The organism is Rhizobium sp. S163 (assembly GCF_030380805.1).
Taxonomy (GTDB): domain Bacteria; phylum Pseudomonadota; class Alphaproteobacteria; order Rhizobiales; family Rhizobiaceae; genus Rhizobium.
The window spans coordinates 306837-319353 of the sequence record NZ_JAUDSA010000012.1; the positions used below are offsets into that span (position 1 = coordinate 306837).

At 62.7% G+C, this 12517-nt stretch carries 13 protein-coding genes; 9 read left to right on the top strand and 4 right to left on the bottom strand.

The features are described from left to right. Positions 1–9 precede the first annotated feature (9 nt). Entirely contained in the window at positions 10–360 is a 351-nt protein-coding gene (locus QTL96_RS11315; protein WP_112943365.1) for a TIGR04076 family protein, read from the bottom strand. Beyond that, the gene (locus QTL96_RS11320) at positions 353–1123 is read right to left on the bottom strand and encodes a GntR family transcriptional regulator (RefSeq protein ID WP_113168233.1); all 771 of its coding nucleotides are present in this window, start codon (positions 1121–1123) and stop codon (positions 353–355) included. The genes QTL96_RS11315 and QTL96_RS11320 overlap by 8 nt, the downstream gene beginning before the upstream one ends. Positions 1124–1223: 100 nt before the next feature. Here QTL96_RS11320 and QTL96_RS11325 point away from each other — a divergent pair, with 100 nt between their 5' ends. The 5 genes from QTL96_RS11325 to QTL96_RS11345 are packed head-to-tail and all read left to right on the top strand — an operon-like array spanning position 1224 to position 6111. Continuing rightward, entirely contained in the window at positions 1224–2033 is an 810-nt protein-coding gene (locus QTL96_RS11325) for an ABC transporter ATP-binding protein (protein ID WP_289727774.1), read from the top strand. Next, positions 2030–2770, top strand: coding sequence for an ABC transporter ATP-binding protein (locus tag QTL96_RS11330; RefSeq protein ID WP_289727775.1), 741 nt, complete (start codon positions 2030–2032; stop codon positions 2768–2770). Before QTL96_RS11325 ends, QTL96_RS11330 begins: the two co-directional genes overlap by 4 nt. Continuing rightward, positions 2767–3678: a branched-chain amino acid ABC transporter permease gene (locus tag QTL96_RS11335; protein ID WP_113198554.1), complete on the top strand. Its 912-nt coding sequence runs from the start codon at positions 2767–2769 to the stop codon at positions 3676–3678. Before QTL96_RS11330 ends, QTL96_RS11335 begins: the two co-directional genes overlap by 4 nt. Then, on the top strand, positions 3675–4646 hold the full coding sequence (locus tag QTL96_RS11340) for a branched-chain amino acid ABC transporter permease (RefSeq protein WP_113198553.1): 972 nt from the start codon (positions 3675–3677) through the stop codon (positions 4644–4646). Before QTL96_RS11335 ends, QTL96_RS11340 begins: the two co-directional genes overlap by 4 nt. Before the next feature lie 4 nt (positions 4647–4650). Beyond that, a complete protein-coding gene (locus QTL96_RS11345; protein WP_289727776.1) occupies positions 4651–6111 on the top strand; it encodes an aldo/keto reductase in 1461 nt (486 codons plus the stop codon). Between the two features lie 89 nt (positions 6112–6200). Here the strand turns inward: QTL96_RS11345 and QTL96_RS11350 are convergent, their stop codons facing one another. Beyond that, positions 6201–7103, bottom strand: coding sequence for a proline iminopeptidase-family hydrolase (locus QTL96_RS11350; protein ID WP_112943600.1), 903 nt, complete (start codon positions 7101–7103; stop codon positions 6201–6203). Between the two features lie 65 nt (positions 7104–7168). After that, positions 7169–7951 carry a LuxR family transcriptional regulator gene (locus QTL96_RS11355; protein ID WP_112943372.1) on the bottom strand — a complete coding sequence of 261 codons (783 nt, stop codon included), beginning with the start codon at positions 7949–7951 and terminating at the stop codon, positions 7169–7171. A gap of 124 nt (positions 7952–8075) precedes the next feature. Here QTL96_RS11355 and QTL96_RS11360 point away from each other — a divergent pair, with 124 nt between their 5' ends. From QTL96_RS11360 to QTL96_RS11375, 4 genes are read left to right on the top strand one after another with little or no spacing between them, the layout of a single operon-like run. Beyond that, positions 8076–8966 carry a proline iminopeptidase-family hydrolase gene (locus QTL96_RS11360; RefSeq protein WP_289727777.1) on the top strand — a complete coding sequence of 297 codons (891 nt, stop codon included), beginning with the start codon at positions 8076–8078 and terminating at the stop codon, positions 8964–8966. Between the two features lie 51 nt (positions 8967–9017). Then, a complete protein-coding gene (locus QTL96_RS11365) occupies positions 9018–9956 on the top strand; it encodes an ABC transporter permease (protein ID WP_112943374.1) in 939 nt (312 codons plus the stop codon). Then, positions 9953–10804 carry an ABC transporter permease gene (locus QTL96_RS11370; RefSeq protein ID WP_112820095.1) on the top strand — a complete coding sequence of 284 codons (852 nt, stop codon included), beginning with the start codon at positions 9953–9955 and terminating at the stop codon, positions 10802–10804. The genes QTL96_RS11365 and QTL96_RS11370 overlap by 4 nt, the downstream gene beginning before the upstream one ends. Continuing rightward, positions 10801–12513: an ABC transporter ATP-binding protein gene (locus QTL96_RS11375; protein WP_113168239.1), complete on the top strand. Its 1713-nt coding sequence runs from the start codon at positions 10801–10803 to the stop codon at positions 12511–12513. Before QTL96_RS11370 ends, QTL96_RS11375 begins: the two co-directional genes overlap by 4 nt. Positions 12514–12517: the final 4 nt, after the last annotated feature.

Here is a 12517-nt window from a genome sequence, read left to right on the forward strand (position 1 = left end):
TCTTTCGGCCTATTCGTCATTCAAAGGAACCGCCGTGGTGGCGGCATGGCTGAAACGGCGGATACCCGTGCGAGTGATCCTCAGCCGTGTCGAGCAATTCGGGTCCGGGCAAGCGATGTCGGCGTCCGTCGTCATCCAGTCGTTGCGATCGGTCGGGCGCTGCTTGGCCGCGAGCAGCGGCAGGACGGAGGAGAGCGAGTAGATCGAGATCCCCTGCCCCTCCGGCAGATGCAGCATCTCGCCCTTGAGCTCGAAATGATCGCCCGGCTTTGCGCCGCAGTAAACCGCGCCGCCTTCGGGGATGATCACGTCGACCCTCAGATCAAACAGGTCGAAGCCGTCGTCGATGGGTTCAGGCATGGTGGTCTCCCGATGCATTGCCGTCGGGTTCGGCATCCAGCCGCCCGCGGATGAGATCGAAGGAGCGGCTGATGTCGTTGGAAAGCGATTGCATCGCGGCCTCGGCATCGCGCTTTTCCAGCGCATCGATCAGCGCCCAATGATGATTGGTGGCGGCAAGTCCGCCCTGTTCGTCGTGAATATGCGCGGCCTTGCGAATGATCGCGCCTGATTGGAGCCACAGGCTCTCGACGATAGGGATCAGCACCTGCGAGCAAGCCGCATGATAGATGTGGAAATGGAATTGCTGGTTCAGCGCCGAGGTGACATGGCCGATGTCCTTGCCATGCTGCTCGAATGCGAGATCGCAGTCGATATTGATCTGCTTCAGCACGGCAAAATCGTCATCCTTCAGATTGGGCAGCGCCAGCGCCACCATCTGGCCCTCGATCAGGATGCGGGCGCGGGCGAGATCGTCAAGACGTTCGCGGGTGATGAGCGGCACGCGCACCGAGCGATTGGGCAGCGATTCCAGCGCCTGTTCGGACACGAGACGGCCAAGCGCCTCGCGCACCGGCATGGTGCTGGTCTGCAGGCGCTCGGCCAGATCGACGATGCGCAGCACGTCGCCGGCATCGAACATACCGTTGATCAGCGAATTGCGCAGCTGAGCGTAGACGCGGTCCTGCAACGTTTCGCGCCCGACCGGCGACAGCGCTTCGTCACGGTCGTGACCGCCATCGGCCGGCTTCCTCGCACGGGCTCCTGCAGAGGGGTCTCCCATCAAGTCTCCCCCGTGGAACGCCACTTTTTTCGGTTGCTTTTCACCATGGGGTGAAGTTTGATCAAACATCACCAATCAAATCAAGAGACTTCTTTCCTCCATGCCTTTGCCAGTGCCAGACGCCCCACCGAAAGCGGCAGAACCCGCCAAAGCCGTGATCGACGCGCGCGAGCTGGTGAAGTCGTTTCAGGGCAATGTGGCCGTTGGCGGCATGTCGCTGAGGCTCAACAAAGGCGAGTTGATCGGTCTCATCGGCCCGAACGGCGCCGGCAAGACGACGCTGTTCAATCTGATCGCCGGTAGCCTCAAGCCCACATCTGGCGAGATCTGGATCGGCGGCCGCGAGGTCTCGCAGGAAAGTCCGGAGCAGAGAATTGGCCGCGGCGTCGGCCGCACCTTCCAGATCCCGAAGCCGTTTCTCGAGATGACCGTGCTGGAGAATGTGCTCGTCGGCGCGCAGGCGCAGGACGGCGAGCGGCTGTTCGCCAACTTCCTGCGCTTCGGTCATGTCAGGCAGCAGGAACGATTGGCGATCGAAAAAGCGCGCGCGCTGCTGGAGTTCGTCACCTTGTCGGGCCTCGAGGGACAACCTGCCAAGGTACTGTCCGGCGGGCAGCGCAAGCTGCTCGAACTCGCACGCATCCTGATGGCCGATCCGCAGGCGATCCTGCTCGACGAGCCGGCGGCGGGCGTCAACCCGGCGCTGTTGGAAACGATCATGGAGCGCGTGCTGGAGCTCAATGCGCAGGGCAAGTCGATCCTGCTGATCGAACACAATATGGATATGGTGTCGCGGCTCTGCTCGCGCGTCGTCGCCATGGCGCTCGGCAAGCCGCTGGCCGAGGGCACGCCTGCCGCCGTCGCCTCAAATCCGGATGTCATCGAAGCCTACCTCGGAGCGGCGGCATGACCGCGCCGGCGCTTGAAACCCGCGCGCTGGTCGCCGGGTACGAACCCGACCTGCCGATCGTGCGCGGCGTTGATCTCTCGGTGGCGCCCGGAGAGCTGCTGGTCCTGCTCGGGCCGAACGGGGCCGGGAAGTCGACCTTCGTCAAGGCGATCGCCGGCGTGGTGCCGATCCACGCGGGAAGCGTCATGCTTGGCGAGCGGGAGATCACCCGCGTCGCGTCCCACCGCAAGATCGCCGAAGGCCTCGCCTTTGTGCCGCAGACGGAAAACATCTTCGCGACGCTGACCATTCACGAAAACCTGCAGCTTGCCGCAGCCGTCCTGCCGAAGGCGCAGCGGTCAGACAGGATCGCCGCGCTCTACCGTCGCTTTCCCGATCTCGCCAGCAAGCCCTCGCGCTTGGCCGGCGCGCTATCGGGCGGGCAGCGGCAGATGCTGGCCGTCGCCCGTGCGCTGATCGTCGATCCCTCCGTGCTCATCCTTGACGAACCCTCTGCCGGCCTGTCGCCGAAAATCGTCGGCGAGGTGTTTTCGATGTTGAAGGAGATCAACGCCGGCGGCGTCACGGTCATTCTCGTCGAGCAGAACGTCAAGGCGGCGCTCGCGATCGCCAGCCGCGCCGTCATCCTTGTCGAAGGCCGGATCAGGCACGAGGGCGAGGCCTCTTCACTGCTCGGCGATCCGCTGATCGCCAAGCTCTATCTCGGCACCACCAAGCAGGCGTCGGAGGCACCATGAACCCGCAATTTCTCATGGACGGCCTCGTCGCCGGCGCGATGATCGGCCTTGGCGCCATCGGCGTCACGCTCACCTATTCGATCCTGCGCTTCGCCAATTTTGCGCATGGCGAGATGCTTTCCTGGGGCGCCTATCTGGCGCTCGCCGTCAGCGGCGGCCTCGGGTTCTTGTCCACGTCGCTGACCAAACCGATCGGCCCATTCTCCTTCGGCTGGTCGCTGCCGCTCGCAGCCGCCCTCGCGATCCTGCTCACCGGCTTGCTTGCGCTCGCCGTGGATGCGGTGCTGTTCGGACGCCTGCGCGCGCGCGGCAGCGCAATCATCATCCTCGTCATGGCGAGCTTCGGCGCCTCGCTTGCGCTGCGTAGTTTGCTCGAATTCATCTTCACCTCGAAGCCCGCCTATTACACCAAATCTCTGCAGATCGCCGTGAAGATCGGTGGCGGCCTGCGTGCAACGCCCGACCAGCTCTTGTCACTCGGCCTGTCCTTAGTCGCGGTCATCGCCATCCATTTGCTGATGACCCGCACAGATGTCGGTCGCTCGATGCGTGCCGTCAGCGAGAACCCCGCTCTGGCGGGCATTGCCGGCGTCGACGTGCGCCGTGTGATCCGCGTCGTCTGGTTCGTCGGCGCCGCCCTTGCCTGCATCGCCGGCATCATGACCGGGCTCCTCGTCCAAATCCGCCCCTATCTCGGACACGACCTGCTGCTGCCGCTGTTTGCAGCCGCGATCCTCGGCGGGATTGGCAGCGTTCCTGGCGCGATGATCGCTGGATTGATCGTCGGCCTGTCGGAAGCGGCAGCCGTGCAGATCGTTGGCGCCGAGTGGCGAGCGGCGGTCTCCTTCGTAATCCTTGTGGCGGTCTTGCTTTTTCGCCCGCGCGGCTTGTTCGGGAGAACGGCATGAGCCTTGATCTGATCGCTTACGTCGCCTTCTTCCTCACGATGGCGCTCACCTATGCCATCATGTGCCTCGGGCTCAATGTGCAGTGGGGCCAGACCGGCCTCTTCAACGTCGGCATCGCCGCCTTCGTCGCGATCGGCGCTTACGTATCCGCACTTTTGACGACGCCGGATACGCCCGGCCGCTTCGGCGGTTTCGACATGCCGATCGCCATCGGCTGGCTCGGCGGCGCGCTGTTCGCGGGCCTCTCCGCCTGGCTGGTAGGCGCGCTGACCATTCGGCTGCGATCCGACTATCTCGCCATCGCCACCTTCGGCGTTGCGGTCACGGTGCAGCTTTGCGTGCTCAACCTGCAGCCGCTGACCGGCGGCGCTTTCGGCATCGGCTTCATTCCCCGCCCCTTCGGCAGCCTCGCTGCTGATCCGCTGGCATTTTCTCTCTCCAATCTCTCGCTGATGGTGGCAGTCGTGCTGGCGCTCTATCTGGCGCTCCAGCATCTCTCCAAGAGTCCCTGGGGCCGCGTGCTGCGCGCGATCCGCGAAGATGAGAGTGCGGCACAGGCGCTTGGCAAGCGGCCGATCCGCTTTCGCCTGCAAGCCTTCACCATCGGCGGCGCCATCATGGGGCTGGCGGGTGCCGCGCAAGGACATTTCATCGGCTTTATCGCGCCCGACAACTATCTGCCGATCCTGACCTTTCAAGTCTGGGCGATGCTGATCGTCGGCGGCTCCGGCAACAATCGCGGCGCCATCCTCGGCGCGGTGCTGGTCTGGGGTCTGTGGGCGCTTTCGGCCGCCGCCGTCTCCGCCTTCGTACCGGCCGAACAGCAGGCGCGTGCGGCGTCGCTGCAGATCGTCATGATCGGCGTCGGGCTCTGCCTCATCCTGCTCCTGCGCCCCCGCGGCATTCTCGGCGCTTCCAGCGCGCTGGCCTCGCTGACCGGCAAGCGCAAACAGACATCCAGGGAATAGAAATATGTCCACCACGCCCCCACGCATAGCGCTCACCAAGGATCTTTCCATCAGCCGCATCGTCTGCGGTCTCTGGCAGGTGGCCGACATCGAGAAAAACGGCACGGTAATCGATCCCGACAAGGGCGCCGATGTGCTGCACGCCTATGCGCGCGGCGGTTTCGACACGTTCGACATGGCCGATCACTACGGTTCGGCGGAACTGATCACGGGACGATTGCTGTCGCGCTATCAGAATGGCCAGCGGCCCGTCGCCTTCACGAAGTGGTGCCCGGAGCCGGGACCGATGACATCTGATATCGTGCGTCGCGGCGTCGAGGAGCGGCTGACAAGGCTTGGCGTCGACAAGGTCGATCTTCTGCAATTCCATTGGTGGACCTTCGAGCATCCGGGATGGCTCGACGCCCTGCATGAGATGCAGCGCATGCGTGAGGAAGGCCTGGTCGGCGCGCTCGGCCTCACCAATTTCGATACCGGGCATCTGGCGCTGGCGCTTGCCGATGGCATCGAGATCGCCAGCAATCAGGTTTCGTTCTCGCTGGTCGACCGCCGAGCCGCGGGTGCGCTCTCGAAGCTCTGTGCCGAAAGCGGCGTAAAGCTTCTCGCCTATGGGACGCTGTGCGGCGGCTTCCTCTCCGAGAAATGGCTGGGTCAGCCAGAGCCGACATCGATCACCGATTGGAGCCGCTCGAAATACAAGCGCTTCATCGACACCGCCGGCGGCTGGGAAGCCTTTCAGGGCATTCTCAGCGCCGCCCAAACCATCGCGGTCAAGCATGGCGCGTCGATCTCAAACGTCGCGAGCCGCTGGGTTCTGGAACACGACGCGGTCGCTGCCACGATCGTCGGCGCGCGCATCGGCGAAAACGAGCATCGCGGCGACAATCTGAACGTCTTCTCCTTCGCGCTTGACGAAGAGGATCACGCCGCACTAAACGCGGCCTTCGCCAAGACGCGAGCCATCCCCGGCGATTGCGGCGACGAGTATCGCAAGCCGCCATTCCTAACCGCCTCCGGCGATCTCAGCCACCATCTGGATGCCATTCCATCCGTCTACACGGCTCAGCCCGTGCCCGGTCGTCCGGGCCGTTCGCGTGTCTCGTCCGGCAGCATCTGGGAGCCGATCGCCGGCTATAGCCGCGCCGTCAGGGTAGGAGACCGTATCCTCGTTTCCGGCACGACTGCGACGCATGGCACGAACCGCTGCGTGGCATCGGGCGACGCCGGCGCGCAGGCGACCTACATACTCGACAAGATCGCGGCTTCGATATCGGCGCTCGGCGGCAAGATGGAAGACGTCGTCAGGACGCGCATCTATCTGCGCGATGCCAGTCAGTGGGAGCCGGTGTCTCGCGCGCATGGACGGGCTTTCGCTGATGTTTTGCCGGCCAACACGCTGATCGAGGCCGGCAATCTGGTCGGCGAATACGAGGTCGAGATCGAGGCGGAAGCGATCTGCGATTGATGGCGTCGCGCGCTCCGGCGTGACCTTGTCATAAAAGCGCTGCCCACGAGGGGCAGCGACAGCTGTCGTGAACGCGCTAGCTCACATCTTCAGTCGTGACGCGACAGGAACGCCGAGACGGTGGCGAGGCAGAGTTCCTTCTCCTCGACATGCGGCATGTGGCTCGACCGTTCGAAGAGCACCCACTCGCAGCCGGGAACGCTATCAAGATAGGGCTTGACGACGAGCGGCGTCGCTTCATCGTACTTGCCTGAAATCAGCAACGTCGGCGCTTCGATCCGGCTCAACCGGTCCTCGATCGTCCAGTCTTTCATCGTGCCGATAACGTGGAATTCAGTCGGGCCGTTCATGTTGCGGTAGACGGTGTTGTCCTCGTCCATGATCGCGAAGGTCCGCGCGACTTCGGCGGGCCATGGCGAGACACGGCAGACATGGCGGTCGTAGAAGACCCTTGATGCTGTGACGTATTCAGGATCGGTCAGCGTTCCTGCCTGCTCGTGCTTCAAGAGCGTGTCCTGCACCTCTGTGGGCAACTCCTCGCGCAGGCGATTGGCCTCGGAAACCCAGGTGTGCATGTTGGCCGGAGAGTTGGCGATCACCAGTGCCTTCAGGCCCTTCGGTTTGCGAACGGCATGTTCGGCACCCAGCATGCCACCCCAGGACTGGCCGAGGAAAGCGTAGCGATCGGCAATGCCGATATGAGTGAGCAGCGCATCGAGTTCCTCAAGGAACAGTGCCGGCGTCCAGAAATCCGGACCCTTTTCCGGCAGGCGCGTCGAATTGCCGTTTCCGAGCTGGTCGTAGTGGATGACGGCGCGGCCATCGAGCGCGGCAATACCCTTGAAGGAATCGACATAATCATGGGTGCAGCCAGGCCCGCCATGGGCCACGACCAGCGGCAGCTTGCCGCTGTCGAGTGAACCGGTGATGCGATACCAGGTGCGGTAATCGCGAAACGGCAGGTAGTCTTCCTTCGACGTGACAGCGGTCACTGATAGCTCCATCTTTGGGTATTCGATGGAAAACCATAACGTGGCTGCTGAAACGGCGGCAGCTATCACAAGTTATAGGATGGCCGGTCTTCGAGCAGCCGGTAGTGCGTGGCGCGGACCACGGCCTGCGTGCGGTTCTTGGCGCCGAGTTTCTTGGCGGCGGCATTGAGGTGCATGACGACAGTTGGCACCGAGCGCTCGATGATGCGGGCGATCTCCTTGGCTGAAAGCCCCTCCGCCGAGTAACGCAGGCACTCGCGCTCCCGCTCGGTCAGTCGCGCCTTGCCGGCGCTGCAGGCGTCCGCGTCGAACAGCGGAAAGGCCGCCTCGTGGAAGACGTGGGCCAGTAGGTTGAAATCGGCGATATAGCGCAAAGCCTGCTTCTGGAAGCCCTTCTCGCGACCGTAGCGGATGCCGGTGACGGTCGCGTAGTCGCCGCGCGGCATGTGGATCGGCACCGTCACGCCCGTCGACATGTCTCGCTCGCTGAGATAGCGCGCCACCGGCTCGGTATTCTCGCCCATGAAGCGGTTGATCAGCGTTTCGGCATTGGCATCGTAATTCCAGAAGAACGGCGTCGACGTGCGCAGCGCCACCTGCTGAACCGGATCGATCCGGAAATAACCGCGATTGAACCAATAGTCGTGCATGTCGTCGGAAATGTTGCGCAGCTTCAAGAGCGAGGGGATCATGATCTCGCCGTCCAGATCGTAGGGGATCGGCGTGTAGTCATAGATCAACGCCTCGAAGCCGAGTGTCTTCATTTCCTCGAAGACTTGATCGATACGCCCATCCAAAGTCTGGTGATCGGTGAATTGTGTTTTGATCGCGCGGATATCATCAAGCATGGCCTGCTCCCGGTGAGCGAAGCGCCACCTATCACTTCTTATAGCTGGCGCGAAACGCTGTTTGGGATAAAAATTTAGCCTTGCCCAATTAATGAGCAAGAAGAATCTTTTGCCGGAGACATCAATGTGGCGTGAAATCGAGCCGGACCAGCGATACGACATCGAGGTCGATGGCTTCAAGGTTGTCGCCTATAGCTTCGGAAGCGGCAGCGAAACGGTCCTCTGCCTGAATGGCGGACCCGGCCTCCCCTGCGATTATCTGCGTGAAGCGCACTCCTGTCTGATCGACAAGGGTTACCGCGTCGTCGCCTTCGACCAGCTGGGAACCGGCGCGTCTGACCGGCCGGATGACGCAGCACTCTGGACCATCGGACGCTACGTCGAGGAGACGGAAACCGTGCGCAAGGCGCTCGGTCTCGGCAAGGTGCATATGCTCGGCCATTCCTGGGGCGGCTGGCTGGCGATCGACTACGCGCTCACCTACCCCGACAACCTGCAGACGCTGATCCTCGAGGATACCGTCGCAGACATGCCGCATCTCATTCTGGAGCTTGAACGGCTGCGCGCAGCACTCGGTCCCGAGACGGTGGCAATGTTGCAGAAGCACGAGGCGCAGGGCACATACGACCACCCGGAATACCAGGCCGCCGTAACCATTCTCAACTATCGCCACGTCTGTCGCCTGCCGGAATGGCCAGCCCCGGTCCGCCGCTCGCTTGACGATTGGAACATGGGACCCTACGGCACGATGCAGGGACCGAACGAGTTTCTCTATATCGGCAACCTCAAAGACTGGAACCGCATCCCAGACCTGCCTCGCGTTACCGTCCCCACGCTGATCACCACCGGCGAGCATGACGAACTGACGCCGGCCTGCGCGCTGCGCATGAAGCTTGCGCTGCCGAACGCCGAGCTGAAAGTCTTCGCAAACGCCAGCCACATGCCCTTCTACGAGAACCCCGGCGATTATTACCCGGCCCTGCTGGACTTTCTATCGCGGCACAAGGCAAGCTGATGCATAGAAAGCCAACAAGCATCATGCGGATGGAAAGGGGCGATCGCCACAATGCATCGCTATAGATTTGTTCTCACGCGTCCGCTGCAGTTTCTGCCCGTCATTTTCGGCATCAGCGTCATCACCTTCATTCTGGTCCGGCTGATCCCCGGCGACCCCGCGCGCAACATTCTTGGAACTCGCGCAACGCCTGCGGCGATTGCCAATATCCGGGCGCAATATGGCCTCGATGAACCGATGTGGCTGCAGTATTTCTACTTCCTGCGCAATCTCGCCAATGGCGAGATGGGAAAATCCATTCTTTACAAGATCGACGTGCTGAAGCTGATCCTGACGCGCATCGAACCCACCGTCGCGCTGGTGCTCGCAAGCGTGATCCTTTCCGTGCTGATTGCCGTACCTATGGCCGCCGTCGCGGCGCGCAATCGAGGCGGTGCGGCAGACCATGCGGTACGGGTGATTTCCACCTTCGGCATCGGCTTCCCGCCGTTCTGGCTCGGTTTGATGCTGATCATCGTCTTCAGCGTGCAACTCGGCATCTTCCCCGTCTCCGGATACGGCGCCACGCTCAGTGAAAAGCTCGCTCACCTAGTGCTTCCCAGCCTGACGATCGCGCTGTCGCTTTCCACCGTCCTGACGCGCAGCCTGCGGGCCGCGATGATCGAGGGGCTGAAATCGGATGTCGCAACGGCGGCGCGCGCGCGTGGCATGCCTGAGGGCATCGTCTTCTGGAAGCACGTTCTGCCGAACTCGCTGGTACCAACCATCAACCTTTTGGCAGTCAATATCGGTTGGCTGATCGGCGGCACCGTTGTCGTGGAAAGCGTCTTCGCTTTGCCTGGCATGGGACAGCTTCTGGTGCGCGCCATCTTCTCGCGCGACTATATGGTCGTGCAGGGCGTGGCCATGGTGTTTGCCTGCGCCACCGTTCTCATCAATTTCATCGCCGACATCGTCACCGTCACCGTCGATCCCAGGGTGACGCTATGAGTGCCATCATATCTTCTCCCCCATCCTTCAGCTGGCGGAAATTCATCGGCAAGCGCCCGGCGCTTTGCGTCGGCGCCGGCATCCTGCTGGTCTTTCTGATCCTTGCCATCGGCGCGCCGCTGATCGCGCCCTATGATCCGATCTTCCAGAACGCAGATGTCCGCCTGCAGGCGCCGTCGCTGCTGCATCCCTTCGGCACCGACAATTTCGGCCGCGATATCCTCTCGCGAGTCATCTGGGGAACCCGGATCGACTTGCAGATCGCCATCATCGGCGTGGTCTTCCCCTTCGTCATCGGCACGACGGTCGGCACCATCGCCGGCTTTTTCGGCGGCATTGTCGATGCGCTGTTCATGCGGCTCGTCGACATCATCCTGGCCTTCCCATTCCTGGTGCTGATGCTTTCTATCATCGCGATCCTCGGACCGGGGCTCAGCAGCTTCTACATCGCCATGGCACTGGTCGGCTGGGTCTCTTATGCGCGGCTCATCCGCGCGCAGATGCTGGTGCTGAAGAAGAGCGACTACGCGGTGGCCGCCGTCAGCCTCGGTTTCAGCCGCTTCCGCATCATGTTCCGCCATCTTCTGCCGAACGCCATTGCCGGCTCGATCGTGTTCTCGATGTCCGATGCCGTGCTCGTGCTCCTGAGCGGCGCCGCGGTCAGCTATCTCGGACTTGGCGTTCAGCCGCCGATCGCCGAATGGGGTGTGATGGTGGCCGAGGGCCAGAGCTTCATCACCACGGCGTGGTGGATCACGCTCTTCCCGGGCCTGTCGATCGTCGTCTTCGCTTTCGGTTTCAGCATGCTCGGCGATGCGCTCGGCGAAATTCTCGGGGTCCACGAATGAGCGCTCCCCTTCTTTCCGTTCGCGACCTGACGGTCAAAGCCCATGGCGACGAGACCGTTCGCACGTTGATCGACGGCGTGTCGCTCGATCTCGGTCAGGGTGAAATCCTCGGGCTCGTCGGTGAAAGCGGCTCCGGCAAGAGCCTGTTCTGCCGCTCGCTGATACGGCTGCTGCCCTCTTCCATCTTGAAGATCGATGGGGGGCAGGTGCTGCTAGAGGGCCGCGATCTGACCGGGATCAGCGATGCGGATATGCTTGCCGTACGCGGCGGCGAGATCGGCATGGTCTTCCAGAACCCGACAAGCCATCTCGACCCCGTCATGCGGATCGGCGATCAGATCACCGAAGGCATCCGCTATCATCAGGGGCTGAATGCTCAGGATGCGCGCGCTACCGCGATCGAAATCCTGAAGCAGGTCGGCTTTCCCGATCCGGTCAGACAGTATGACAGCTATCCGCACGAGTTTTCCGGCGGCATGCGACAGCGTGCAATGATCGGCGTGGCCCTGTCGTGCAATCCCAAGATCCTGATTGCCGACGAGCCGACCACCGCTCTCGACGTGACCATCCAGGCGCAGATCCTGCGGCTGCTCATGGATATCCGCGACAAGCGCGGCCTGTCGATCATCCTGATTACCCACGACCTCGGTATCGTCGCCCAGACCTGCGATCGCATCGCCGTTCTGCGCGGCGGCCAGCTTCTGGAACAGGGACCGAAGCGGGCGATCCTGACGCATCCGCAGCACCCCTACACGGTGAGCCTGATCGCCAGCCACCCATCGATGCCCGAGGAGGCAGCGGCACCACCGGCGGCAACCGAGCCGGCAAGACATGCGGTCCCGCCGCTCTTGGAAATCGACGACCTGCATGTCCGCTTCAATACTGGCGGCAGCCTATTCAAGGGCAGTGCAAAGACGGTCAGCGCGGTGGCGGGTGTCAGCCTGCGGGTCATGCCTGGTGAAAGCGTCGGCATCGTCGGCGAATCCGGCAGCGGCAAGAGTACGCTGGCGCGCGCCATCCTCGGCTTGACGCCGCTGTCGTCAGGACATGTCACCTTCGACGGCATCGATCTCGCGCAGCAGAGGACGGCGGGCTTAGCGAGAATTCGCCGCGAGGCCGCGATGGTGTTTCAGGACCCGTTCAACGCACTAAACCCGCGCATGACGATCGGGCAGACGCTGTCGGAGGTCCTGAAAGTCCAGGGCAAGGTCGCCTCTTCGGCCATTCCCGAACGTATAAACGAACTGCTCGACCTCGTCGGCCTTGAGCGAGAATTCGCCGGCCGCAAGCCGCGCAGCATGAGCGGCGGTCAGTGCCAGCGCGCCGGTATCGCGCGCGCGCTGGCCGTCGACCCGAAGATGATCATCGCCGATGAGTGCGTGGCTGCTCTCGACGTCACCATTCAGGCGCAGATCGTTGAGCTGTTCCAGGAGCTGAAAGCGAAGATGCAGCTGACGCTCCTCTTCATCGCGCATGACCTCGCCATCGTCCGCAATCTCTGTGAACGCGTCGTGGTCATGTATCGCGGCGAGATCGTCGAGGAGGGGCGTTCGGCCGACGTCTTCGCGCGACCGCAGCACGCCTATACCGCGGCACTGATCGCCGCCATTCCCGACATCGACCCCGACAAGCGCCTCCTCGGCGACGCCTCCGCCGCCGAGCGCGAGAACAACTTCATACCGCCGCAACCGAAGAAACATTCGCGATAACAAC